The organism is Companilactobacillus sp. FL22-3, assembly GCF_054881455.1.
In genome coordinates, this window is the sequence record NZ_JBTYYZ010000005.1 from 1 (window position 1) to 24,910 (window position 24,910).

At 38.4% G+C, this 24,910-nt stretch carries 20 protein-coding genes and 1 tRNA gene; 2 read left to right on the forward strand and 19 right to left on the reverse strand.

What is annotated here, in order from left to right; all coding sequences use genetic code 11:
* Positions 1-93 precede the first annotated feature (93 nt).
* The 6 genes from ACYT32_RS05540 to ACYT32_RS05565 all read right to left on the reverse strand — a co-directional run bounded on the left by ACYT32_RS05540 (position 94) and on the right by ACYT32_RS05565 (position 6,927).
* The gene (locus tag ACYT32_RS05540; RefSeq protein ID WP_395265049.1) at positions 94-2,160 is read right to left on the reverse strand and encodes an LTA synthase family protein; all 2,067 of its coding nucleotides are present in this window, start codon (positions 2,158-2,160) and stop codon (positions 94-96) included.
* The gene (locus tag ACYT32_RS05545; RefSeq protein ID WP_395265050.1) at positions 2,160-3,203 is read right to left on the reverse strand and encodes a lysylphosphatidylglycerol synthase transmembrane domain-containing protein; all 1,044 of its coding nucleotides are present in this window, start codon (positions 3,201-3,203) and stop codon (positions 2,160-2,162) included. Before ACYT32_RS05545 ends, ACYT32_RS05540 begins: the two co-directional genes overlap by 1 nt.
* On the reverse strand, positions 3,203-4,237 hold the full coding sequence (locus tag ACYT32_RS05550) for a glycosyltransferase family 4 protein (protein WP_395265051.1): 1,035 nt from the start codon (positions 4,235-4,237) through the stop codon (positions 3,203-3,205). The genes ACYT32_RS05545 and ACYT32_RS05550 overlap by 1 nt, the downstream gene beginning before the upstream one ends.
* Entirely contained in the window at positions 4,230-5,429 is a 1,200-nt protein-coding gene (locus tag ACYT32_RS05555; protein ID WP_395265052.1) for a glycosyltransferase family 4 protein, read from the reverse strand. Before ACYT32_RS05555 ends, ACYT32_RS05550 begins: the two co-directional genes overlap by 8 nt.
* A gap of 228 nt (positions 5,430-5,657) precedes the next feature.
* Entirely contained in the window at positions 5,658-6,152 is a 495-nt protein-coding gene (locus ACYT32_RS05560) for a QueT transporter family protein (protein WP_395265053.1), read from the reverse strand.
* Positions 6,153-6,285: 133 nt separating this feature from the next.
* A complete protein-coding gene (locus ACYT32_RS05565; protein ID WP_395265240.1) occupies positions 6,286-6,927 on the reverse strand; it encodes a deoxynucleoside kinase in 642 nt (213 codons plus the stop codon).
* A 259-nt stretch (positions 6,928-7,186) separates the two neighbouring features.
* Between ACYT32_RS05565 and ACYT32_RS05570 the strand changes: the two genes are divergently transcribed.
* Positions 7,187-9,355: a SpaA isopeptide-forming pilin-related protein gene (locus ACYT32_RS05570; protein ID WP_395265054.1), complete on the forward strand. Its 2,169-nt coding sequence runs from the start codon at positions 7,187-7,189 to the stop codon at positions 9,353-9,355.
* 183 nt (positions 9,356-9,538) lie between these two features.
* On the opposite strand, the gene ACYT32_RS05575 is transcribed toward ACYT32_RS05570, so the two are convergent.
* From ACYT32_RS05575 to ACYT32_RS05630, 12 genes are all read right to left on the reverse strand, one after another.
* Entirely contained in the window at positions 9,539-11,335 is a 1,797-nt protein-coding gene (locus ACYT32_RS05575) for a DUF2207 family protein (protein ID WP_395265055.1), read from the reverse strand.
* Between the two features lie 117 nt (positions 11,336-11,452).
* Positions 11,453-11,923, reverse strand: coding sequence for an SsrA-binding protein SmpB (smpB, locus tag ACYT32_RS05580; protein ID WP_395265056.1), 471 nt, complete (start codon positions 11,921-11,923; stop codon positions 11,453-11,455).
* Positions 11,924-11,928: 5 nt separating this feature from the next.
* Positions 11,929-14,256 (reverse strand): ribonuclease R, encoded by a 2,328-nt coding sequence (rnr, locus tag ACYT32_RS05585; protein ID WP_395265057.1) that lies wholly within the window; start codon positions 14,254-14,256, stop codon positions 11,929-11,931.
* A gap of 8 nt (positions 14,257-14,264) precedes the next feature.
* Positions 14,265-15,002: an alpha/beta hydrolase gene (locus ACYT32_RS05590; protein ID WP_395265058.1), complete on the reverse strand. Its 738-nt coding sequence runs from the start codon at positions 15,000-15,002 to the stop codon at positions 14,265-14,267.
* 59 nt (positions 15,003-15,061) lie between these two features.
* Positions 15,062-15,301, reverse strand: a complete 240-nt coding sequence (gene secG / locus ACYT32_RS05595; protein WP_395265059.1) for a preprotein translocase subunit SecG — start codon at positions 15,299-15,301, stop codon at positions 15,062-15,064.
* 73 nt (positions 15,302-15,374) lie between these two features.
* Positions 15,375-16,916 (reverse strand): ClC family H(+)/Cl(-) exchange transporter, encoded by a 1,542-nt coding sequence (locus ACYT32_RS05600; RefSeq protein WP_395265060.1) that lies wholly within the window; start codon positions 16,914-16,916, stop codon positions 15,375-15,377.
* A 19-nt stretch (positions 16,917-16,935) separates the two neighbouring features.
* Positions 16,936-17,991, reverse strand: a complete 1,056-nt coding sequence (locus ACYT32_RS05605) for an oxidoreductase (RefSeq protein ID WP_395265061.1) — start codon at positions 17,989-17,991, stop codon at positions 16,936-16,938.
* Between the two features lie 82 nt (positions 17,992-18,073).
* Complete coding sequence (eno, locus tag ACYT32_RS05610) at positions 18,074-19,375, reverse strand: phosphopyruvate hydratase (RefSeq protein ID WP_395265062.1); 1,302 nt, start codon at positions 19,373-19,375, stop codon at positions 18,074-18,076.
* 84 nt (positions 19,376-19,459) lie between these two features.
* The gene (gene tpiA, locus ACYT32_RS05615; RefSeq protein ID WP_395265063.1) at positions 19,460-20,212 is read right to left on the reverse strand and encodes a triose-phosphate isomerase; all 753 of its coding nucleotides are present in this window, start codon (positions 20,210-20,212) and stop codon (positions 19,460-19,462) included.
* Between the two features lie 26 nt (positions 20,213-20,238).
* Complete coding sequence (locus tag ACYT32_RS05620) at positions 20,239-21,453, reverse strand: phosphoglycerate kinase (protein ID WP_395265064.1); 1,215 nt, start codon at positions 21,451-21,453, stop codon at positions 20,239-20,241.
* A 121-nt stretch (positions 21,454-21,574) separates the two neighbouring features.
* Entirely contained in the window at positions 21,575-22,603 is a 1,029-nt protein-coding gene (gene gap, locus ACYT32_RS05625; protein WP_395265065.1) for a type I glyceraldehyde-3-phosphate dehydrogenase, read from the reverse strand.
* Between the two features lie 34 nt (positions 22,604-22,637).
* A complete protein-coding gene (locus ACYT32_RS05630; protein ID WP_395265066.1) occupies positions 22,638-23,684 on the reverse strand; it encodes a sugar-binding transcriptional regulator in 1,047 nt (348 codons plus the stop codon).
* A 223-nt stretch (positions 23,685-23,907) separates the two neighbouring features.
* Between ACYT32_RS05630 and ACYT32_RS05635 the strand changes: the two genes are divergently transcribed.
* Positions 23,908-23,979, forward strand: a tRNA-Arg gene (locus tag ACYT32_RS05635).
* Positions 23,980-24,112: 133 nt separating this feature from the next.
* Here the strand turns inward: ACYT32_RS05635 and ACYT32_RS05640 are convergent.
* Positions 24,113-24,901 carry an alpha/beta fold hydrolase gene (locus ACYT32_RS05640; protein ID WP_395265067.1) on the reverse strand — a complete coding sequence of 263 codons (789 nt, stop codon included), beginning with the start codon at positions 24,899-24,901 and terminating at the stop codon, positions 24,113-24,115.
* Positions 24,902-24,910: the final 9 nt, after the last annotated feature.

Genomic DNA, 24,910 nt, shown 5'->3' on the forward strand with positions numbered 1-24,910 from the left:
CAATCAACAAATTTTTATACCATATTACCCTCTCAAAGCTTTTAAAACAACAAAAAAACACTAGAGGCAAAATCACACCTCTAGTGTCTATAGTTAATTGTCAGAACTTAATTCTGGCGCATCTGTTTGATAGAGATCAACCATTGACTTGTTATCATTTTGTGCCAATAGACTCGTCCCGTTCTTCTTCTGTGCTGCTTTAAGAGCCTTCAGAGCCGTACTCTTCTTATATGAGTAGTCTTTCTTATCAACCGTCGTAAAGCCAGGTAACTTATGGAATCGCAACAGATCCCCATTAATTACTCGATCAGACAGCGACAGTTCCGTAGTTACTCGATTAGATAGTTTAGCTTTTTCGGTCTTAGAAATCTTCTTATCGACCTTACCAGTCTTGGTATTGTAATAAGTTCCACCGACTTTTGTGACGGTTGGCGAAACAAAGTTACCATTTCTAAATGCCACGACTTGCGAATGTTCGCTCGATAGTAAGTCACTACCGAATTGAATCATATTCTTATTACTAATTCCCAAGAGATTCAAGATAGTTGGTAGAACATCAATTTCACCACCATAAGTATGGTTGATTCCACCCTTTAGTCCATCCATATGAATCATGAAAGGAACTCTTTGATACTGTGCGTCGTTAAACTCATTGAAATTCTTAATTCCAGTCAGTTTAGCCATAGCCTTCTTATGGTTATTCGAAATACCATAGTGATCACCATAGAGAACGATCATACTATTCTTATCAAGACCAGTCTCTTTCAACCAGGCCATAAACTCACCGATCGATTGATCCAAGTAATGAGCAGTTTGAACGTATCCGTCGACGGTCTTATCACCAGTATCAGTTTTAGAAATACTTTGGTTTTGTTTATCCAAAGTATATGGATAGTGGTTCGTTACGGTAATCAGCTTAGCATAGAAAGGTTGTGGCAATTGCTCGATATATTGTGCCGAATCTTTCAAGAAGATCTTATCTTTCATACCATAGCCAACGTTATAACTCTTCTTTTCCTTATAGTAATTGGAACTAAAGAAATAATCATAGCCCCATGACTTATAAGCATTATCACGATTCCAGAAACTTGGAACATCCCCGTGGAATGAAGCTGACGTGTAGCCTGCTTCTTGATCCAAAATAGCCGGAGCTGCTTGGAAAGTATTCGTAGTACCGTCAGTAACCATCGCTGATCCTTCTGGTAAACCAAAGAGTGAGTTTTCAAGCATCAACTCAGCATCAGCTGTCTTACCTTGTCCAACTTGATTAAAGAAATTATCAAAACTTAAAGTATCATCTTCATGATAAATCTTGTTCAAGTTAGGAGTTACTTCCTGTCCATCCCACTTATAGTCGATCATGAACTGCTGCAAACTTTCCAAGTGAATGATAAAGACATTCTTGCCTTTTGCGACACCAGTATATTCAACATTAGGTTGAACATAATTGTCTTTCATATATTTCTCGATCGAATTGATATCTGAACTCTTAGCTTGTGACTTAACAGCATTCGTCTGCGTCGTCTTAACCAGATCATAAACATTGAAGACGTTGAGTCCTAAATACTTAACGATATAGTTATTGTCAAAAGTTCTAGTCAATAATTGGGAACGGTCACTTTCAGCTAAAGTTAAGTTAGCACCAAACAATAATACCGCTAAGGAACTGACTAAGACTGGTATTTTCCAGTTTAAGCGTCTGATATCCATCTTAATAACATGGAAAGCCAATAATAATATCAAAATAATAACATCGATAAAGACTAAAAAGTCAGTTGGTTTCACAATACCTAGGATACTCTTACCTAAGTTGTTAGAAACAGAGCCTGATCCTTTGATCAATACCATAGTCAAAAAGTCGGAAAATTCTCGATAATATAAAATATTCGAGAACAACCAGACAGTGTCTAAGAAATCAATGACCAAAAGGAAGATATAAGACTTTCTTCCCTTCATATATAACGCAATCCCAAATAATAGTAGCATTACCGGAATTGGATTAATGATCATCAAGAATGTTTGAATCGAACCTTTAACGCCCAAATTGAATTTGGTTTCATACGCATAAATGGTCTTAATGGTGTATAAAAGTACCGCTAGGACGACAAAACCTAGCCTAGTATTTAAAAAATTGGAAATACCTTTAGTAATACGCTTCATTATTTTCGCTCCATAGATTTATTAGCAATTTGTTGTTCAATTTTTGGTTTTTTTGAAACAGCAATAATCCCTAAGAACATCCCCAAATAATACGTAATAAATCTCCATAAAAACATACCCAAGATTAAGCCTGAGGCTGAAGGAATGAACCCAGCAAAGAGTGTCTTAAAACTGAATTCGGCTCCACCTGATCCACCAGGAATTGGGAAGATTGACACGATCATGACGATCATAATATGCATGACTAAGACGTCAACGACATTAACGTGGTCACAATTCAATGCTAGTAAAACAAAGTAAACTACAAAGTAATACAGAAATAGTTGCAAAATAGTTAATAATGAAGCTTTGAAGACTTTCTTCTTTTCGCGCTTCAATACCAAACTTTCTTGATAGAAACTATCAATATAATTTGTAGCCGACTGTAAGATTCTATCACGCTTTTCCTCTTTAAGGAAAAATAAAATCGGTTTCAAAACAATTTGTACCATTTTTTTTGTAAAGTCATAGTAATACATGATCATTAACAAAAAGGAAATCGTCACAACGTGGATCACCATACCGAAAACAATCAAGGTTGCCAAGCCAGAAAAGTGTTTGGCCACACTGTTGAAACTAACCAGCATAGCGATGATGAAATTGACCAAAACCATAGCTTGGTAAATGACGAATTTCATTAACAGCACTGAACTAGCCCGTCCACCATCGATCTTGGATTGCATTAATCCAACCAATTGGGCAGGTTGTCCGCCAGATGAAAACGGCGTTATTGCGTTAAACAAAGCTTGGATCAAGGGGATTCGATACATTTCCCACCAACCAAACTTACGATCTTCTTTCTTCTTTAATAATGTATGTAAAACTAAAGCTTCCACCCCATACGATAGCAAAATCGATAAGAAAGCCACCGCGAGCCAAAAGTAATTCAAACTCCGAAAAGTTGAAACTAAAGAATTGAAATTGATTTTTCTAGCTTCCCACCAGAAAATTCCAACTCCTAAGCCCAACATTACAAAAAGTGCTGCAATTTGTTTTCTACTCATTATTTATCCCGTTTAGCAATATTATATTGACTCGTGTAAAAATCATACCAGATTTTACTCAAATTTTCTTCCGAATACTGATTTGCGGCTTCTTTAGACTTGAGCTTGAAATCATCTAGTATGCTTCGATCTTGATTGGCCTTATTGATGAAAGCGTTCATATCAGCAAATCCATCAGCTTTTTGATAGTAACCGTCAATGATTGCACGATAAAGTTCCAAATCACGCAACAAAACTGGTGCTCCACAACTGAATGCTTCTAAAACTGACATTGGAAAAAGTTCATCATATGAAGGTAACAAGAATAAATCACAAATATTATAGTAGTTTACTAAATCATTTCTATCAACTATACCTGTGAATTTCATATTACTAGGAGCATTATCGATCATATCCTTGTAACGGTCGTAACCATCGGTGATTTTTCCAAATGAAAAGCCACCGGCCCAGATAAACATAATATCGGGGTTAGTCTGTGCCAGTTTGTAAAAATCATCGACACCCTTACGCTCTTGAACTTGACCGTCGCCGAAAACAACGAATTTATCAGCTGGAATACCCATTTTTTTACGAAAATCAGCTTTCTCTTCGGCAGTCTTCTCGTAGAAATTCTCGGTCGAAACGAAATTAGGAATATATTTGATCTTCTTTCGATCCAATCCGTGAGCGACTAATTTATCGATGAAAGTGGGATTAACCACTACAATTTGATCCATACGTTTGTAAAAGCTGATCACGTATTTGTAGAAAACACTCTTAGCTGGTTCAGGCAATTTGATACTGCCTTCTAAAGTTTCCGGCAAGAAGTGAACGTAACCGATCTTACGACCACGCTTTTTAGAAAAAGTCGATAAATAAAATTGCGGATCGATTGTATGATAATGACTTAGATCACTTGCGTGATAATCATTGATTTTGACATCGAACTCATCACTAAAATGATCCTTCAACAATCCGATCAATTCTTTATAGGCACTGCCGACACCTTGTCCAGCCACTTTATCGGCAGATGAAAACATATTAATTTTAATCATTCGAATACTCCTCTGGATCGATTGATAGGTCTGAAAGCTTTTCCTTGACGAAGTAGTCTTCAGCTCGACTGTAAAAGTCAAGCACTGAGTTCCCAAAACCATCGGACGAAATACCGTACAAGACCTTGTGGCGAGCTTCTCGATCGTCAAAGGAACTTGGATGGTCAAGATAAGTCTTGATTTTTGGTACCAACTGATTGTCTTCATTGAATGTTACACCAACCGACGGATCAGTCAATAATGCATCCGTATAAGGCGCACTACGAACTATGATCTTCGTACCTGAAGCAATTGCTTCGATATAAGTCAACCCTTGCGACTCGGTATCACTCGAGGAGACAAAAATATTAGCCATATGGTAATAAGGTGAGATCTTGTCATGCTCAACTTCACCAGTGAAGATGACATTATCGCTGATTCCTAGATCTTGAGTCATTTGAACTAACTCATCCATATCAGGCCCATCGCCAACGATTACCAACATGATCTTAGGATTATATTTCAATAATGCTGGCATTGACTTCAACATATGGTCGATTTTCTTCTCTAACGCAATTCGGCTCAGCATCAAGATAACGGGAGTGTCCTCTTGAAGACCAAGCTTCTCTCGTAATTCCGACGTGTTAACGGGCTTAGTATACTCTGACAGATCCACCCCAGTAGGTATGATAGAGATTGGAGCTTTAATCTTATAACGATCCATTGTCTCTTTAACTTGCACACTCGGAGCGATAACTCCAGAAGCATTCTTTAAAAAGATCCGGGTCATTTGTTTAACGTGATAAGGCTTGAGCAAATGACCATTCAAAACATAATGCAAATAATCTTCATACATTGTGTGATATGTGTGAACGAAAGGAATTTTTAACTGTTTAGCAACAAATTTTCCAATCATACCAAGTGAGAACTCAGTTTGTGTATGAATAATATCTAGTTTAAGTTCTTTAGCTAAATCGACCGCATGAAACATCCCTCGAATAGCAATCCTTCGATCAGTAAATGAGATAAAAGGCACACTGGCTAAACGAAAAATATTAGGCTCGATCGTATTCTTTGGCACATTGGGATCAGTGGTTGTAAAAATATAAACCGAATGTCCCTTACGCTCTAAGTCGTTTTTCAACGTCTGGATCGATGTAGCTACCCCACTAACTTGAGGGAAGTATGTATCGGTAAAAATTCCGACATTCATAAAAAACACATCTCCTCACAATACTGTGTGAACTATTCATTAAATTAACGAATTTTTAGCAACGATTGAAACTATTAACTATGGCTTGTTCCAAACCAACTTATTTAGTTGACTTTTTGACTTTCAATTCCAAAAATATATCAACAAAAAGGAATTCTATCAATTTTAACCTTTATAAAGTAGATTATAACAAAAAAATGAAGGAACCTCTCCCTTCATCCACTGTTTCTATCTAACTAATCTACTAAAAGCCTTATTTTCCATTAAGAAATAAAAAATTACAGCTCCGAGTGCTACTACAGCTAACTCACCCAAACCGACCGTTACAAAGTTGAGCCAGAAAGGTAATTTCAGCACATAATGTAACTCGGCTCCGACAATTATACCGTTGACCACGGCACAGATAACGGGAACCGTCCACAAGAACTTATTCTTAGCAGGTATTCTAGTAATGATCAAGCAGGCAATAGCTGTCGCTAACGTACCTAGAACTATATCGTACATCCCCAGTTGAGCGCTGAATAGATTGGAAATCAGACAACCGATGATCAACGACCAACTGTATTTATGATTGAAAAATGGCAACAACATCAAAATCTCGGAAACCCGAAACTGAATTGATCCATATGAAAGTGCAGATATCCCCGGAGCAATCGTCACAGCAACATATAACGCTGCAATCAATGCTAATTTGGTAATATCCCTAGTTTTTAAGTTACTCAAAGTAAAACCCTCCACTGTTTTAATTTATAGCAGGTTAACCAGTGCAAACTGCCTTTAATAGATTATCGTACTTTTTTATGACTAGCAAGAATTAAAAAAAGATCAGCCTTAGCCGATCTTTCGTAATTAACGCTTATAAAGTTCCTCTAACACGTAATTGTTCATCAATTAAATCAAGCACTTTTTGACGGTCATCAGCATTTTCAACGAAATCATACTTGTCGCCATCGATCTTCATCTTAGGACTGTAATCATAATCGTCATACCAGCCATCATAACGGCTCAATAGTTGATGATAATATTCTGGTAAAGTGGGATCTTGTTCTGGTTGCTCATATGAACGACCACGTTTTTCGATGCGGTGAATCATCGTATCATAAGAAATGTCTAAATGAACTAACAAGTCTGGAGCTTTCTTTGCGGCAGCATATGGTAGTTCTTGCATCATATTATCAAGCAATTCATCGTAAACTTTTACTTCTTGAGGTGTAGCACGGCCCATATCAGCGTTCATGTGGAAGAACAGTGAATCTTCGTAAATTGAACGATCCAAGACGTTATTATCTTGCACCATAGCTTTCTTAATTGATTCAAAACGTTTGTTCAAGAAGTAAATCTGTAGCAAGAAAGCATACTTCTTAGGGTCCTTATAAAATAGTGGCAAAACAGGATTATCATCTACTTGTTCGTAGAATGCCTCAGTTCCTAAATGTTCTGATAATAATGCTGCCAATGAACTTTTACCGGCTCCGATTGCGCCGCTCAATACGATCATCATTATTCTCCTCCATATATCAATTCGATCTCTATTTGTAAAAAAAACAACATTCATAATAATATCACTTCTTGTCCATATATTGTATAGCTTTCCAAAAATTCACAATATATGGTAGTGTTTTCAAAGCTTAAACAGTTGATAAATCTACACATATAGTTAGAAATAATAAATTATAAAAATATAAATATTTCCCTTTCTTATAAATATTATTCATCATATAATTGGGATGTATCAAATGAAGAAAGGGGAAATTATTATGGGGAAAAGATTTCGCAATCTGCTAGTTACACTCCTTGCGGTCTTTAGTTTCATCGTTTTAATAAGTAGCAGCCAAGCAACTGCAAAGGCTGCAACTAATTATGGTACGAATGATTTACTGAGTGGTATTTCGATTAAGGACAAGAATCACGGTACTGCTAGCGAAGTTAACCTGACCATCGATTGGGATGCAACTGGTAAAGATTTGCAAGCTGGCGACACTTGGACAATCGACTTGCCAACTACTTTGAAGGTTAAGTCACCTGGAGAGAATATTGAACTGATTGATAATGACGGTAATGTGATTGGTAATGCAGTCTTAAATGCAGACAATACTATCACTGTTACTTTCAACGAAAATGTTGAGAATAAGCAAGACTTTACCGGAAGTATCAATATTGCATCCGGTATCGGTGTTGGTAAAGATGCGGTCGTTGGTAAAAACGATGTTCAAATTGGTGACAAGCATGCCAATATGACTGTCACCACTTCTGATAGCGACTTTTCAAAAAAGGGTGTTATCGGAACCGACGAGAATGGTAATGCTATTGTTACTTGGACCATCCTCGCCAACCGTAATAGTCAAGAATTTAAAAACTTAACTATTAGCGACCGCATTGACTCAACTACTTCAGGTCAGACTTATGTGCCTGGAACTGTTAATGTATACGAGGCATATTGGACTGATAAGACTGGTTACTATAAAAAGAAGGGTCCTATCAGTGGTTACCAATTGAACGAAGCAACCAATGGTTTTGAAATCAGTAATTTACCAAAGGACAATCAATTCTATGCGGTAACTTTCCAAACAAGAATTAATGATCCTGAAAATATGGCTGGATTTAAATTCAAAAACCATGCCGACTTTACATGGTCAGACGGTGGATCTGGCAATGGATCTAATAACAATCAAGGCTCGGCTGACGGAAGTGTTACCAGCAATACCAACTCGGGAAGCGGTAACGGTAACGAAATCCTTGGCTCTGTCACATTGACTAAGCAAAGTGCTGATAACGATGCGACTTTATTAGCTGGTGCAGTTTATGATCTTTACAAAGTCGGCAGCGACGAACCAATCAAAACTGGTTTAACAACCGATGAAAATGGTCAATTAACGGTTACAGATTTAGCCAAGGGTAATTATTATTTTAAAGAAGTAACTGCACCTGACGGTTATCAAGTGAATGGCAATGAAGTACCCTTCACGATCACGGGTTCAACTTCAACTACAGTTAATGTAACTGCTAAAGATGAACCCGCTGGAAGTGAAGAAGGTTCAATTGTTATTATGAAGCTGGATGCTGAGACTGGCTATCGCTTATCTGGAGCTGAATTTGAGGTCAAAGATAGTGCTGGCAATGTTGTTGGTAAAATAACGACTGATAGCCTAGGTATTGGTCATCTGTATAACTTACCTATTGGTGACTATACACTCGTAGAAACTAAAGCTCCTGCTGGTTACTTAATTACTCAAAAAGAGATTAATTTTAGCATAACTAAAGACAATCTCACACCAGCCATGATTTCAGTTGAAAATGAAAATGAAACAGGTTTTGATGATACTTATTCAGTCGATCTACAAAAGTTTGACCGTGCTGATATGACGACTGGTGTCCCTGGTGCCGAATACAGTTTATACAAAGAAGATGGTACTTTCATTACTAAAGCTGTCACTGGTAAGGATGGTATCTTGACTATCGACGGCTTAGAACCTGGTAAATATTATTTTCTAGAGACAAAAGCTCCCGATGGTTTTGATTTAAATCCTGAGAAGATTCCATTTGAAATAATTGATGACGGTGACAAAATCGGAGTGGGAACTTTGGAGACCTCTGATCCAAGAACAAAAGGTGAAGGCGGTGGTAACGAAGGTAATACCACCGATCCCGACACTGATGAAAATGATGATAACGAAGGTGAAGGTGAAGGTAACACTACTGATCCTGACACTGATGAAAATGAAGATAACGAAGGTGGCTTAATTGTCAATCCAGAAAATCCTGGTTCTGGCAATAATGGTGGTTCAACCACAGGCCAAAACACAGCTTCTGGTAACAATAATTCTAACAAGTTGCCACAAACAGGCGACCAAATTAACTTGTTTGTCAGCGTCTTAGGATTAATTGTTTTATTAGGAACAGTTATTTTCAAACGTCGTCAAGCATAATCTGGAAATTATCAAATTAATAGTTTGATCTTTAATATTGCAACATAAATGCGGAACAACAGTATAATTTCTTCCGCTTAAGCAAAATAGAGCGGTAACTCAAAATCGAGTTACCGCTCTATTTTTATCAATGCTCGAAAACTAAACCCAATTCCTCCGCTCTCATTTATGTACAATTAAATTTTAAAAGGCTCCACCAGAACCACCACCAAAGCCTCCTGATGATCCACCAGAAAAACCTCCTGAACCACCAGAAACATTGGCTGCACCAGTCGAACCTAGCGCTCCCATAAAGGCGGATTGGAACGGACTACTGTTTGAACCAAAAGCATGGCTAAGTCCGATATAATTTACCAAAGCCACCGATTGATCAATTTGCTCAGGCGAAAAATTGAGTTTCAACGCTTTGATCACTTTATCGGAAATACCAAAGGCTACTGCAAATGGTATGAATTGTTCCCATAAAATAATATCACCCACTTCTGCCATCTTGATATCGTCGATATCTTCAAGCATTCGTTTGAAAGCTCTAATTTGATTGACAGCAACCTCACCCTCATCAGTATAGGGGGTGATTTTTTTATGCATCCACCAATTAATTCCCCAAGCAATTGCTGCAACAATCAATGCAATTAAAGCCGGCATTAGAACTGGCTTATTGAAGAGCATACTTATCACAAACATAATGAAAACAAGGACTGTTGTCGTAAGAGCAGCTAATTGAAAACCTTTAGCAATATCAATATTATGCACATCAAGATATTGTTGGCGATCTTTAGCAGCTTCTTTTGCCCAAGCACTGTAGTGATCTTTAAAACGGCTTTCACCATCATAATCACGGCCCTCTTTTTTTATTTGCTTGAGCGTAACCTTGGTGCCATCACCAATATCATTGATCAAATATTTAAAGAAGTCCTCAGTCGGTGGTACTACGGCAGTTATTTCGTACGTCTTACCGACTTTTTCAATCTTCATTCGGCGCTGACCTACTTCGTTCATTAAATCAGCTGTTAAACCTTGTGCGTCAGCTTCATCCGATCGTTCCAGAATCACTTTGCTAAAACTTGGCAAAAACGCTGGAGCATCAAAACTATGATACAAAGGCGTAGGGATATTATGTTTATTAGCTGGTTCTTTTTTCAACATGATAAACTTATATCCATAAATAATTAGAATGACCAAGAAGCCCAAAACCATCAATGAGCGATAAATAATTTCTTGGTTCTGACGCTTTTGATTCGTCTCTTGTGCCAATTGCTTTTCTTCATTGCGAACCTTACTTTTCATATTTTTAGCCACAATATTTTGATTGGTGCTTGTGACTGAAGTTGGGAAAAGCATTCTAGTTTCAACAAAATTATCATCCAACAATCTTGGAACTGTTATGATTACCCGACCATTTTGACGATCGACATGATTGTATCCTTGTAAGGTTCCGTGACTCCATACTTGAAGTTGAGGAATATTTTTTTGCGGTAAATTGATAGTTACCTTGATATGTTTGACGGTTACTTCCCACGGATTGATAACACGCCAATTCAACACAGCTGTATCATTATAATTTGTCACTAACCCTTTTAAAGTATATTGATAAATAAAAGTAGCCTCGGAAGAAGAAATCTCGTGGTAGACTTTCATCCCTAAATTATTCTTCGTTTTCGTTACTTTAACCGTATTATTTTGGCCGCTGTTAGAGTCTTTGATAGCAAATTTTTGCCCATTCTCTTGAATAAAAACCTTTGGTTGTGAAATACCTTTGATCCTTTTCAAGCTTTGATTGTAGTAGACTCCATGAAAGTCGCCATCAAACTGATAGTTCAGCCGTTGCGTCATCTCAATATCACCATTCTTCTTGACGTTAGCGACAATATCATACTTTTGAATCTGATAATCCCTTGATGCCTGAACTTCACTAGAAGTCGACTGGATAACCAGTCCTAATCCCAGGAGCAACAGCAAGGTAGCCCAAATTTTTTTCATACGAATCCCCCACTATAACAAACTATCCTTATCTTATCATATTGGTTCATTTGAAAAATCAACTTGCTGCTTTATTTGTCACAATTTAGACACAAAAAAAGCGATCATCGCTTGAAATTAGTACGCGTTTTTGATAACACGTCTGATCTCTCGCTCTTGATCGCGCTTTTTAATTGTTTCACGTTTATCGTATTGCTTTTTACCTTCAGCTACGCCTATCAATACTTTAGCAAAACCGTGCTTTAAATACACTTTTAAAGGTACTACCGTAATACCTTTTTCTTGAATACTTGAAGTGATCTTACGAATCTCTTTCTTGTGCAAAAGTAACTTTCGATTACGTAATGGATCGTGATTGAATTGGTTCCCTTGATCGTAAATACTGATATTAACATTTTCCAACCAAAGTTCACCATTTCTAGCTTGGACGAACCCATCTTTAATATTCATTTTACTTGCACGAACCGACTTGATTTCAGTTCCCGTTAAAGAAATTCCCGCCTCATACGTCTCTAAAATATTGTAATCATGACGAGCTTTACGATTATTAGCTACTTCATTCGCAGCTTTTGTATGATGTTTCTTCAAAAGAATCACCGTCTTTCGTATTTACCACGTCTCTTATGGTTATTATTATCTCCATGACCCTTATCATTATTGTGGCGACCATGACCTCCACGTCCACGTCCATGTTGCATCGAACGCTTCTTCTTAAATTCTGCTTCACGTTTGTCAGCTTGTTCTTGCTCTTCTGGTGTCAGAACACGTTCAAAGTCGATTTGACGATGTTCAACATCTGCCCTGATCAATTTAACCTGAATTGGCTGACCAACCTTAAAGGTCTTCCCAGTACCACGTCCGTGCATGGACATACTCTTCTCATCATATTCATAAAAGTCATCTTTCATGTTGGAAATATGAATCAAACCTTCAACCGTATTATCTAATTGAATGAACATTCCAAAACTTGTAACTGAACTAACAACTGCATCGAAAGTATTGCCAACTTGGTCTGCCATATATTCAGTCTTCTTCAAGTCGTCGACTGCACGTTCAGCGTTAATAGAAATTCTTTCACGACTAGACGTGTGTTCAGCGATCTCTTGAAGTTTGTTAGACCACTTAGCTTGTTCATCATCTGTAAAGCCATGTTCAGCATAGCTATGGATCATACGGTGGACTGTTAAATCAGGATAACGTCTGATTGGTGAAGTAAAGTGAGTATAGTACTTAGCTGCTAAACCAAAGTGACCTAGTGGTTCATCAGAATATCTTGCTTGTTGTAAACTTCTTAGTAACATAATTGTCACAACTTGTTCCTCTGGTGTATCAACAACGCTTGATAACACATTTTGGAACATCTTAGGTGTGATTTCTTTCAAATTACCTTTAACTTGAACACCCATAGCAGCTGCAAATTCAAAGAAGTTTTTAACTTTTTCTTCATCAGGCTTTTCATGGACACGATATAAGAATGGCACATGTTTAACATTATAGTGTTCAGCAACTGTTTCATTAGCCGCAAGCATGAATGATTCGATCATTTTTTCAGATGTTCCACGTTCTCTCAGCTTGATATCGATTGGCTTACCATTATCATCAACGATAATCCGGGCTTCAGTTTCCTCAAAGTCGATTGCTCCACGCTCATGACGTTTGTTGAAAAGAATCTCATGTAATTCAGCCATCTGTTTCAACATTGGTACAACTGGCGCATATTCTTCTGATAAGAGATCGTCGCCTTTAAGGATTTCGTTGACGTTGTTGTAAGTCATCCGATACTTAGATCTGATTACACTAGGGTAAATTTCGTGTTTAACGACATCCCCGTTCTTATCGATTTCCATTTCACAAGTCAAAGCCAATCGGTCTTCGCCAGGATTCAAAGAACAAATTCCATTGGACAATCTAAATGGCAACATTGGAATTACTCGGTCAACCAAATAAGTACTTGTCCCACGAGCATAGGCTTCTTCATCTAATGGTGAACCTTCTTTGACATAATGCGTAACATCTGCAATGTCGACTTCCAAATGATAATTTCCATTTGGCAAAATATCTAAGCCGACCGCATCATCAAAGTCCTTTGAATCGTCGCCATCGATAGTGATGACCATATTCTCAGTTAAGTCCTTACGACCAACTCGGTCAGAGTCTAAAACATGGTCAGGAATCTTTTCAGCCTCTTTTAAAACCTCATTTGGAAATTCCGGATTAATGTCATTATCAACGACGATCGACATGATATCGACTCCGGGATCATTTTTATTACCGATAATTTCTAGGGCTGTACCATCCATACTTTGAGGATGTTTAGCATTAGGATATTCATCGATAGAAACTTGTACCATATCTCCAATTTGTGGGTGAAGACCTCTATCAGAAATAAAGACCATGTATGAAGCAATCTTTTTTTCATGGCTTTGAACATAACCGTAGTGGCCTGTCTTCTTCACTTGAACATAACTATAGGCATGGAATTCACCAACAACCTTTGTTAAAGCGCGTTCTTCTATTTCGACGATTTCACCTTCAGGTCCTTTATCGATCCAAGGATTAGATGGTTTGGTGATCTTAACTTTAACGGTATCCCCATCCACGGCAAACATCGTATTTGTTTTAGCAATGAAAGCATCAGGGTCAACTTCGTCATAGCGGACAAAGCCAAAGCCTTTATCATTCCCCTTGAATGTACCTTCAACGACAGTTTCTGGTGAAGCCATCTTGAATTCATCTTTGTTGGTCAAAGTAATCTTACTTTCACCTTCTAAGACTGCAAGCGACTTGACTACTCGTTTAAAAGCAGAAGCTCCATGCATTCTTAAAATATCTTCGATCTGTTCCGATCTGAACCGACGATCAGGGTTACTTCTGAAAACCTCTAATATATCGGCAATTAATTTATTTTCTTTATCTGGCATTTCTATCCTCAATTATTTTCTAAAAAATTTAACACGTCACCCTCAAGTTGATTGTGAGCGCGGTTGATAGTTAAAACATGCCCTGCATCGTATAAATGTAGCTGTGATGTTTTAACGTCCGCCGCAAGTTTTTGGCAAGCAGTCGGATTGACTAATTTATCACTCGTACCTTGACCAATAAAATATGGTCGGTTTATTTCAGCTAGTTGATCTGTAACACCTACGGAAGTTTTTCTTATCTCAGTTAGTTTTGCATCGATTTTGGAAGTCACAGTTCTAATCTTAGAGTCGATTTCAACTTCTGTTAAGTTCTGTTGAACAGCATACACCTTTTTTGCATAAGTCAGAAAGGCCGTCCTAATTCCTTTGAAACCTGAACTATACAGTGGTGATCCAAAGACTCCTCCACCGGCCAATTCTGAAAAATTCTCTAACGCTTTCGTAGCAAAAATTGCCCCTAACGATAAGCCGAACACATAGATCTTGGTCTTGTGCTCAGACTGGAGAAATTGAATAGCTTCTTGGGTCTGTTGCCACCACTTCTCTGGTGAACCATTCTCCAAAATATCTAAAGGTTCTTCAGTTCCATGACCTGCAAACATGGGAGCATAAGACGAGTAGTTGCTTCGCTGCAAAAATCGTCCCAGTAACCGCATATCATTAGGCGTACCTGAAAAAGAATGCAATAACAACACGGCAGTTTCACCGTTATCAAAATAGAATGGCTTAGGTCGTAAAATTTTCATACTATTTTGCTCCTTATAACAAAAAACCTCCTGAGTATACTTTCAGGAGGATAAAATACTTAGTGATGCGATGACAAGTAAACTAATATTAGTGAAAATACAAAAAACAATACTAGTAATACGTAGGTAACCCTAACCATAACGGCCTCGAAGCCACGTTTTTTCTGGTTACTAAATAGGTCTCCGCCACCACCAGACAACGCATTCAAAGCATCTTGTTGTTTCGTAGGTTGCATTAATACGGCAATGATTATTATGATTGATACAACTATCAATGCCATTTCAAAAAAATTATACACCTCTAAAACCTCCGTTCATGGTGTTTAAAGCTGAAATCACTTCTAAAACAATAACATAAATAACGTCAAATTTCTAGTCCATTCCACCAAACAACTCGTGCAACTTTTTAGCAATTTTCGCACGCTGACCAGCATTGACCATGCAGACTAAGCGATCGCCAGCTTTGATCATCGTATCGCCTCGAGGTATCAGTTGCCGTTCGCCACGATAAATTGCTACGACGAGAATATCTTTAGGAAAAGGTACATCCCGAATATCTTTACCATCAATCGAACTTCCTTCATAAACCGGAATCTCCAAGCGATCATTAAACTTGCTGACCCGATTGAGAAATTCTGAATTGATATTCAAGCGTTCCTTTAAAGCTTCATAAATTGGAGCACCATTCGTCAAATCAACTACAATATACGCTACTAATGAAAGAACCGCTAGCGGCATCAAATGTTCCAACGAACCAACCATCTCGGTGACCAAAATAATAGCTGTGAAAGGAGCTTTACTGATACAAGCAAAATAGCCTGCCATCGCAAAGATAATCAAATTACTCTCAAAGGCAATTGGCAACAATCCCAGTTGATTCATAACGATTGCATAAATTGCCCCAATAATGGCACCTAAGTTGAGAATTGGCAAGAAAATACCACCAGTTACTCCCGATCCATACGAAATCATTGAAAAAATAAATCTAATCGCCAATAAAACTAGCATTAAACTCAAGCTTGGACCATAACTCAATAAACTTGTGATGATTTCATTACCGCCACCGATAAACTCTGGCACAGCCATTCCTAAAGGCACAATCAAAATTAAAGGAATGATACATTGGATGTAGCGTGGCAGACGTGTTTTCTGAAAAATAGCTGGCATCGATAAAGTACAAATTTGGTAAAGTCGTCCCATCAAACCTAGAATGATCCCTAAAATAATCAAATGCCAATAATATTTGATCGGCAAACTATATTTATATGGTACTTGTAAAACTGGCTTCAAACCAAAGACATATAAAGCAATCACATTGGCACTGACAGCACTAGCTAAAGAAGTGATCCAAACTAAAGGTGAAAAGTTATGGTAGACTTCTTCCAAAACGAACATAGCTCCAGCAATCGGTGCACTGAATGCGGCTGACAAACCAGCTGCGGCACCACTGGCAATTAAAACTCGTTGGTTAACACCTTTATTGTCATGAGTTAATTCACCAACCCCTTGACCTACTGCAGCACCTAATTGAATTGAAGGACCCTCTCGTCCCAAGAATAATCCGGGAGCAATACTAAGAATACCACCGACAAATTTTCTCCACAGGACCGACCACCAGTGTATCTGCATTTCACCACCTAGCTGGGCTTCAACTTGTGGAATACCCGAGCCTGAAATATCAGGTTCTTTTTTCAACAAATAACCTACGATCAGAGCAATGACTATCATTAACCCAATCAATCCAACTATTAAGCTGATATTAGTTCTAGCGGCAATATAAAGATTTTGAAAAATCTTCAGCGAATGTGCAATCGACCAGCGAAACATACTTACAACTAGCCCTGATAGCAAGCCCACTAGAATCCCCGTGGCTGTTAATCTTATTTTTTCATTATCGGTTAATGCTAATTTCATCTTTCTCCCCTATTTAAAATCAATCTATTGTGGGAACTTGGTAAACGGATGGTGATGGTTGATAAAAACCAGCCTCCAAAAGCTCCATATCAGTTAAAATCTCTTCATCAGTCACTAATCGTGGTTGCTGGTTGACCAAAGTTTGATATACCGAATCGTAATACAATCCATAATCTCCCAAAGGCGTCTTAATTTGTTTTTCAATCCAGTCACCGTTGGCATTGCGATATTTGGCGAGGCCATAATACATCGGACTATCTTCACCAAAACCTGGAGTTCCCGGCATGATACCTGCTTTGAGATCATTTTCTTGTTGATCAGCACCATACTTAATGAATGAACCATTCATACCGTGAACGATAAATCGTGGATATTCTGAAGCAACATCCGTACTGACCTTAACTTTCACTTTCATCTGATTACCATAGTGTAAATCAACGTCAAAATAATTATCGACCGCATCAGCAACTTCAGTATTGCGGATATCATAAGCCACTTGATCTGGACGGCCAAAGATAGCAACCATTCGATCCATCAAGTGAATCCCCAGGCCATAAAATTCTCCTTGCTCTTTAGTCCCCTGATTATTGACACTGTTTGGACGGTAGTAATCAATATGTGATTCTACTTCAACGATATCACCCAAAAAACCTTGATCAATTACTTGTTTAGCTGCCAAGTAGTCACCATCGAAACGACGATTTTGATATGGCATAACAAGTACCTCATTATCATGACCTAATTTGATCAATTCCTTGGCATGTTCCAAAGTATCGACAAATGGTTTTTCCACAATAACCGATTTCTTAGCTTCAATCACTTTCTTTGCCAGTTGATAATGGGTTGGTGCTGGTGTACAAATAGTGACCAAATCAATTTCTGGGTCATTTAAAATATCGCTTAAGTCATTTGTGAAATGAACACCCTTTTCACGATAAGGTTGAGCTAATTTTTCATTTGCGGCATGACGAGTATAGATCGTCTTAACTTGAAAATCGGACCGAATATTCAAGTATGGTAAATGATAACGATTAGCTGATTTTCCGAAACCAATGAATGCAATTTTTAATGTCATAATAGTCTCCTTCTTAGATAACTACTATTATTGTACAAAAAAAACAGCCCAAAGGCTGTTTTAATCAATCACTTATTTGTAATTATTTGTTCAAGTTGTAGAAACTCTTGATACCCTTGAATTCAGCTTGGTCGCCAAGTTGATCTTCAATTCTCATCAATTGGTTATATTTAGCAATACGGTCTGTACGGCTCATTGAACCAGTCTTGATTTGACCTGCGTTTGTAGCAACAACAAGGTCAGCAATTGTTGTATCTTCTGTTTCACCTGAACGGTGTGAAACAACGGCTGTAAAGCCAGCTTCTTTAGCCATTTCGATAGCTTCGAATGTTTCTGTAAGTGTACCGATTTGGTTAAGCTTGATAAGGATTGAGTTTGAAACTCCCATTTCAATACCCTTCTTCAAGTAGTCTGTGTTTGTAACGAACAAGTCATCACCAACAAGTTGTACTTTCTTACCAAGTTTAGCAGTAACTTTTTGCCAGTCTTCCCATTCGTTTTCGTCGATAGGATCTTCGATTGTAACAACTGGGTATTTGTTTACGATACCATCAAGCAAGTCGATAAATTCGTCTGCTGAAAGAACAGCACCATTTTCGCCTTCACCCTTTAGTTCGTACTTCTTAGTTTCAGCATTGTAGAATTCTGATGAAGCACAGTCAAAACCAATAGCAACATCTTCGCCAGGTTTGTAACCAGCTTTTTCAATAGCTTCAACCAAAATCTTGAAAGGAGCTTCGTTGTTTTCAAGGTCAGGAGCGAAACCACCTTCGTCACCAACAGCTGTGTTCAAGCCACGGCTTTCAAGAACAGCTTTAAGTGAGTGGAATGTTTCTGCACCCATACGTACGGCTTCACGCATTGATTTTGCACCAACAGGCAAGATCATGAATTCTTGGAAGTCAACGTTGTTGTCAGCATGCTTACCACCATTGATAACGTTCATCATAGGTGTTGGCAATACGTGAGCATTAGGACCACCAAGGTATTCGTACAATGGAAGACCTAATTCGTCAGCAGCAGCACGTGCAGCAGCCAATGAAACACCAAGGATAGCGTTAGCACCAAGAGTACCTTTGTTTGGTGTACCGTCAAGGTCGATCATAGCTTGGTCAATGGCACGTTGGTCAGTAACGTCCATACCAATAACCTTTTTAGCAATCTTATCGTTTACGTTAGCAACGGCTTTAAGAACACCCTTACCACCGAAACGTGATTTGTCGCCATCACGTAATTCAACAGCTTCGTGTTCACCAGTTGAAGCACCTGAAGGAACAAGTGCGCGGCCGAAGCCACCTAGTTCAGTATATAGTTCAACTTCAACAGTTGGGTTACCACGTGAATCAAGAACTTCACGGCCTAAAATATCAGTAATTACAGACATATTTTAAAAATCTCCTTTATGATTTTAATACAAACTAATTTTAACCTTTTTGGCTCTTAAAATAAATATCTAACATAAAAGTTATTATTTATTGAAGTTTGCTAAAGCGATGAATGATTCTGGTTCCATTGATGCACCACCAACAAGTCCACCATCAATATCTTCTTTAGCCATTAATTCTTTAACGTTAGCAGGTTTTACAGAACCACCGTAAAGAATACGTACTTTGTCAGCTGTGTCAGCATCGTATAGACTAGCAACCTTTTCACGGATTACGTGAACCATTTCTTGTGCTTGGTCAGCAGTAGCAGTCTTACCAGTACCGATAGCCCAGATTGGTTCGTAAGCGATAACTGATTTAGCTAAATCGTCAGCAGAAATGCCTTTAACAGCAGCTTCGATTTGACCAGTTACCCAGTCTTCAGCCTTGCCAGCTTCACGTTGTTCAAGAGTTTCACCACAGCAGATGATTGGCAACATGTTGTTCTTCAAGATAGCCTTAGCTTTCTTGTTGATGTCTTCGTCAGTTTCTTTGAAGTATTGTCTTCTTTCTGAGTGACCGATGATTACATAATCAACGCCCATTTCATCAAGTGCTTTAGGTGAAGTTTCACCAGTAAAGGCACCAGCATCTTCAAAGTATGAGTTTTCAGCAGCAGTCTTTAAAGGTGTACCTTCAGCACCTGCAACAAGTGTTGTAAGGTCAATAGCTGGAGCACCGATAATAGTTTCTACGCCTGATTCTGGCAATTTACCTTTGATACCGTCTAAAAATTCTTGGGTTTCCTTAGGATTCTTGTTCATCTTCCAGTTACCCGCAATAATAGGTGTACGCATAAAATTAATTCTCCTCTGAAAAATAATTATTTATCTGAAATTGAGTCAATACCTGGTAATGTCTTACCTTCTAGGTATTCTAGTGAAGCACCACCACCAGTTGAGATGTGTGTTAGCTTGTCAGCAATACCAAGACTCTTAGCAGCAGCAGTTGAGTCACCACCACCAACAATTGTGATAGCATCTGTCAAGTTACCCATAGCACGTCCAACTTCAAGTGTACCTTCAGCAAACTTGCTCATTTCGAATGCACCCATTGGTCCATTCCATACAACAGTCTTTGCACCCTTTAGAGTGTCTTGGAACAATTTAACTGTCTTAGGTCCGATATCAAGAGCCATTTCGTCATCAGGAATATCAACACCATCTGTAGTTGTTGCTTCTGCATCGTTTGAGAATTCTTTAGCAACGATGTGGTCTACAGGAAGCACGATCTTGTCGCCAGCTTTTTGAAGGAGGTCCTTAGCTAGTTCAACTTTATCTGCTTCGAATAGTGACTTACCAATCTTGTGGCCTTGAGCAGCTAGGAATGTATAAGCCATACCACCACCGATTAAGATGTGGTCTGATTTTGGAATTAAGTTTTCAATAACACCGATCTTATCTGAAACCTTTGCACCACCAAGAATTGTTACGAATGGGTGTACAGGATTGTCAACGGCGTTACCTAAGAACTTGATTTCCTTTTCCATCAAGAAACCAGCAGCAACTGGCTTACCAGCAGCCTTCATAGCTGTTGAGATACCAACGTTTGAAGCATGGCTTCTGTGGGCTGTACCAAAAGCATCGTTGATAAATACGTCACCAAGTGATGCCCAGTATTCGCCAAGTTTAGGATCGTTCTTGCTTTCACGTTTGCCGAAGTCGTTATCGATATCTTGGAAACGAGTGTTTTCCATCAATAGGATTTGACCGTCTTTAAGATTGTTAATAGCATCTTCAAGTTCTTTACCTTCGTTAACAGGTACGAACTCTACAGGCATACCGCTTAATTCTTGAAGCTTAGCAGCAACTGGCTTCAATGACAAAGCTTTCTTGTCTTCATCACTCTTGATACGACCCAAGTGAGAAAGCAAGATAACCTTTCCACCGTGTTCTGAAACATACTTGATTGTTGGGATAGCACCGACGATACGGTTTGTGTCACCAACAACACCATCTTTAATAGGAACGTTGAAATCAACACGCATCAAGACTTTTTTGCCTTTTACGTCAACGTCAGAAACAATAAGTTTAGCCATTGTAAATAAATCCTCCAATATTTTCCTTAAAAAAAGGCGGAAGGAGTTTTCCTCCCTCCGCCAATTTAAATCACACTAAATTAGGTTTTATCTTAAATTAGATACTAATTTAAACCAATAATTAGTCTAAGCTAGCAAATTTTTCAAGTGTACGAACCATTTGTGCAGTAAATCCTGATTCGTTGTCATACCAAGCAACAGTCTTTACAACTTGTCCATCGCCTGAACCAACGATTTGTGTTTGTGTTGGGTCAAAGATTGAACCGAATGATGTACCGATAACATCTGAAGATACGATTTCATCATCGTTGTAACCGAATGAAGGGTTGTTTTCTGTATACTTCTTGATTGCAGCATTTACTTCGTCAACTGTAACTTCTTTGTTAAGAGTTGCAACTAATTCTGTAACTGAACCTGTGATAACTGGTACACGTTGTGCATGTCCATCAAGCTTACCTTTCAAGTCAGGAACAACTAGACCTAGGGCCTTAGCAGCACCAGTTGAATGAGGGATGATGTTAGCAGCAGCAGCACGTGCAGCACGTACGTTACCTTTACGTTCTGGACCATCTTGAAGTTTTTGAGTAGCTGTGTAAGCATGGATAGTTGTCATTGTACCAGCTTTGATACCGAATTCTTTGTTTACGGCATTTGCTAGAGGTGCAAGACAGTTAGTTGTACATGAACCAGCTGAAGCGATCTTAACGTCGTTTGTTAGGATGTCATCGTTAACACCATAAACAACTGTAGGCATGTTACCTGATGGAGCTGAGATCAATACACGTTTTGCACCAGCGTCGATGTGAGCTTGTGCCTTTTCTGTTGATGTGTAGAAACCAGTACATTCAAGAACGATATCAACACCGTCGTTAGCAACCCATTTAAGGTCTGCAGCGTTCATTTCAGCATATACAGGGATCTTCTTACCGTCAACAACGATAGCTGAATCTTCAGCAGTGATCTTGTCAATTTCGAAGTTACCATGAGCTGTATCATACTTCAATAGGTGAGCAAGCATAGCAGGTGAAGTTAAATCGTTAATTGCAACAACTTCCAAATCTGTCTTGCCAGCTGCTTGAAGTGCAGCGATACGGCGGAATGCCAAACGACCGATACGGCCAAATCCATTAATACCAACTTTTGTAGTCATACAAAAATTCCTCCTTCAGGAAATCAAAAAAATATTATTTTAAAGGGTTATCCCTTAAAATCAGCTTTGAGGCACCCTCATCGGTTATCAGAACCGTATGATGCGGTGCGTTTTTCATATATGACTGAATTGCCTTAGCCTTACTTTGACCGCCAGCAATCGCAATCACATTTTCTATTTTATCAAGGTCCCGGACATGAAGTCCAATCCTAGGTACCTTATACACAAGTTTACCACTTTCATCGAAAAAATCTCCAAAAGCTTCTGAAACAGCTCGACCATTATCGATCGTTGCCTGCTCCTCAGCTGAAAGATTTCTTCTTTCAGCCATAATACTTGCCGTGCCAATGCTGTGAATCACAACATTACTTCTATATATTAGTTCAAGAACCGACTTAATTGAAGTCTCTTTTTGCAAAGATTCAAAACTTTTTTCACTAATGTCTTCGGGAAGATACATTGCCCGGTACTGGCCCTGCGTCTTCAACGCCATTTCAGCACAGACACTATTAGCTTGAATCGTTACAGACTCACCTACTCCACCACGTGCTGGTAAAAAAATCAGCTGGCGGTTCTTCGATAAATCAGGTGAAAGATTTCTTGCTACTCGTGCTAGAGTACTTCCTCCAGTGACAGAAATCATTGACTGCCCTGTTGGTAAAATCGAACCTAGCAGCTGATTAAGTCTTCTACCAAATGAATCAATCACTCGATATTGCTTATCAGCGTTGCCAGGCAACACGATACAACGACTGATTCCCAATTTCTGACTCAATTGTTTCTCCAAGAGAGCCGTTCCTTGATAATCAGCCAAGACCTCGGTCAACCGAACTACGGCATCGCTACCTGCTCTGGTTAATGACATACCAGACTTTGAAGAAAGAAGTAATCCCTGTTTCTTCAGTAGATCGGTCTCAGTTCTTAAACCACGTTCAGTGATGTTAAGATCTTCAGCTAACACTCTGCGCCCGACCGGCTCCATTAATGAGATACTCTGAAGTATTTTAAATCGCTTTTCCAGAGTCTTAATGAAGTCTGGGGCAACTAAATCCAGCAATTCTAAATCTTCATTATTAGTCATTTGATATACTCCATGGGACAACTATCGTCCCTGTATGTCTGTTTACGACCCATGTACTCAAAAAATAAAAGCCCGGATGAATATTCTCATCTCTTAAGCACAACTAATAGTATAAACTGTCTTGTGAAAATATCAAGTCATATGGTAGTAAAAGTTCAAATAAATATTATTTTTTTGATGATTTACATTTCATATATAGATGCGATAGAATATTAAGAGTAAGGCGCTGTTAGTGTAATGGATCGCACGCAGGATTCCGGTTCCTGAAATGCGGGTTCGACTCCCGCATGGCGCATAATTGTTTCACAAGGCCTCAACATAAAGTGTTGATAAAACAGCAATTTAATTTATACAATTCTTTTATCAGAATATTATCTATACAAAAGAAGAGAATACTTCGGCTTTTACAGTTGAAATATTCTCTTCTTTTATTTTTTTAAACTACTAAATATGAAATGACGTAAAGTTTGATTAAATACGTCAGGAATCTCTGCCATAATATCATGGCCACAATTATCAAGAACTACCGATTTGATATTTTGATTATTTTCTACAAGTCGACTTGCAAAGTGATAATCAAAATAAGGACTAAGTTTAGCAACTACTAATGTCAATTGTACTTCTGTATCTAAAAGTGATTTGCGCCAATCTTTTTGAACGTGATCGAACAATAAGGGTAAATTGCTACGACGATCAAATGGATACTGACCTTTTACCTGATTCAGCTTTAAAGCTACTCGGTTATTCAGTCCATGTAAGGTCTCATGAACACTGTCTTTTTTGGTTAATTTTTGAGAAAAATTAGAGGCTGTAATATCCTCAAAGCCAAATTTCCAATCGTAATCATTTAACATTTTGGGAGACTGATCAACTGCAAGAATACTCTTAACATTTGAAAAGGATTTAAGATATGAGTAGCATACGCTTCCTCCCATCGAGTGACCAATTAAAATCGGTTTATTTAAATGTAAGTATGCGATCAAATCGGCCAAATCTTTTGTTAACTGTTTGATGGTCAAATTCTTCTTGGTACGTTCAGATTGTCCATGATTACGATGATCATAGGTAATAACTTGGCAATTCATCTGCAATAAGTATTCAACCTGTGACTGCCAAATTTCCTGATATCCACCAAAACCTTCTATCAAGACAACTGGTTGTCCGTTACCCATTACTCGATAATTTAATTTTACACCATCGCTTGTTTCAAAATTCATCTATTGGCC

Excerpts from the sequence above, each read along its gene's own strand:
- ACYT32_RS05570 (WP_395265054.1), top strand. The coding sequence starts at position 7,187 with ATGGGGAAAAGATTTCGCAATCTGCTAGTTACACTCCTTGCGGTCTTT.
- ACYT32_RS05640 (WP_395265067.1), bottom strand. The coding sequence starts at position 24,901 with ATGAATTTTGAAACAAGCGATGGTGTAAAATTAAATTATCGAGTAATG.
- ACYT32_RS05550 (WP_395265051.1), bottom strand. The coding sequence starts at position 4,237 with ATGATTAAAATTAATATGTTTTCATCTGCCGATAAAGTGGCTGGACAA.
- ACYT32_RS05620 (WP_395265064.1), bottom strand. The coding sequence starts at position 21,453 with ATGGCTAAACTTATTGTTTCTGACGTTGACGTAAAAGGCAAAAAAGTC.
- ACYT32_RS05555 (WP_395265052.1), bottom strand. The coding sequence starts at position 5,429 with ATGAATGTCGGAATTTTTACCGATACATACTTCCCTCAAGTTAGTGGG.
- eno (WP_395265062.1), bottom strand. The coding sequence starts at position 19,375 with ATGTCTGTAATTACTGATATTTTAGGCCGTGAAGTTCTTGATTCACGT.
- ACYT32_RS05630 (WP_395265066.1), bottom strand. The coding sequence starts at position 23,684 with ATGACTAATAATGAAGATTTAGAATTGCTGGATTTAGTTGCCCCAGAC.
- rnr (WP_395265057.1), bottom strand. The coding sequence starts at position 14,256 with ATGCCAGATAAAGAAAATAAATTAATTGCCGATATATTAGAGGTTTTC.
- tpiA (WP_395265063.1), bottom strand. The coding sequence starts at position 20,212 with ATGCGTACACCTATTATTGCGGGTAACTGGAAGATGAACAAGAATCCT.
- ACYT32_RS05540 (WP_395265049.1), bottom strand. The coding sequence starts at position 2,160 with ATGAAGCGTATTACTAAAGGTATTTCCAATTTTTTAAATACTAGGCTA.
- gap (WP_395265065.1), bottom strand. The coding sequence starts at position 22,603 with ATGACTACAAAAGTTGGTATTAATGGATTTGGCCGTATCGGTCGTTTG.
- ACYT32_RS05545 (WP_395265050.1), bottom strand. The coding sequence starts at position 3,203 with ATGAGTAGAAAACAAATTGCAGCACTTTTTGTAATGTTGGGCTTAGGA.
- ACYT32_RS05590 (WP_395265058.1), bottom strand. The coding sequence starts at position 15,002 with ATGAAAATTTTACGACCTAAGCCATTCTATTTTGATAACGGTGAAACT.
- ACYT32_RS05565 (WP_395265240.1), bottom strand. The coding sequence starts at position 6,927 with ATGATCGTATTGAGCGGCGCAATCGGAGCCGGTAAAAGTTCATTGGCA.
- ACYT32_RS05600 (WP_395265060.1), bottom strand. The coding sequence starts at position 16,916 with ATGAAATTAGCATTAACCGATAATGAAAAAATAAGATTAACAGCCACG.
- ACYT32_RS05575 (WP_395265055.1), bottom strand. The coding sequence starts at position 11,335 with ATGAAAAAAATTTGGGCTACCTTGCTGTTGCTCCTGGGATTAGGACTG.
- ACYT32_RS05605 (WP_395265061.1), bottom strand. The coding sequence starts at position 17,991 with ATGACATTAAAAATTGCATTCATTGGTTTCGGAAAATCAGCTAATCGT.